The organism is Oleiphilus sp. HI0080 (assembly GCF_001635135.1).
The window spans coordinates 1-713 of the sequence record NZ_LWFU01001092.1 but is presented as its reverse complement, the minus strand read 5'-3'; the positions used below and the strand labels follow the sequence as shown (position 1 = coordinate 713).

The following is a 713-nucleotide window of genomic DNA, read 5'->3' as shown; positions in this document are numbered from 1 at the left end:
AAGATCCGTTAGCTTAGAAGACGACAAGGGTAATCGCAGAACTATTACGGTTGGGCCTGAGGTTGTAAACTTTGATCAGGTTAGCAAGGGCGACAAGGTCGTCATTGAATATGTCGAAGAGCAGGTTGTTTATGTTAACGACGTTGATGAGCATTCTGAAGACAGTGTGGCTGTTGCCGAGGCTGTAGCGGCTGAAGGCGAAGTGCCTGGCGCAATGGCCGTTGAGGTAGTTGAAGTTGTCGCAACGGTAAGCGCTGTGGATTTAGAAAGCCATACCGCAACCCTTACGTTCTCTGATGGAACGACTGTTGTTCAGGCTGTGCGTCCAGACGTAGAACTGCTTGAGTCGCATGTTGGTCGAGAAGTAGTTATTAAGCACACTACGGCAATGGCGATTGCTGTTGAGAAAATGTAGTGTGAAGTGAAATGTGAAGCGACCTGCGTAGTGAAATGTGTCGTGACATGTTTCATAACGCGGTCTTTGCGGTGAGCGTTTTTTCGCCGCTTTCCTGATAGTAACGCGCGCTCGTATGGCGCGCGTTGCTTCTTCTACTCTAAGGTATTTGGGATTTCTATTGGACTTGGCCGCGTCGTTCTTTAAAACGTGTAACCCATAGAAATTTGAGGGCCCCAATATTGCAGCTTCACATCCCAATCGATGTCTCTATTTGCAGAAATATCCTGAGTATAAAGTGCCTTTACATCGTAATAAC

At 47.1% G+C, this 713-nt stretch carries 1 protein-coding gene; it reads left to right on the top strand.

From position 1 onward, the window contains the following. A partial coding sequence (locus A3751_RS23215) for a hypothetical protein (protein ID WP_068458681.1) occupies positions 1–415 on the top strand: 415 nt, incomplete at its 5' end. Between the last annotated feature and the right edge of the window lie 298 nt (positions 416–713).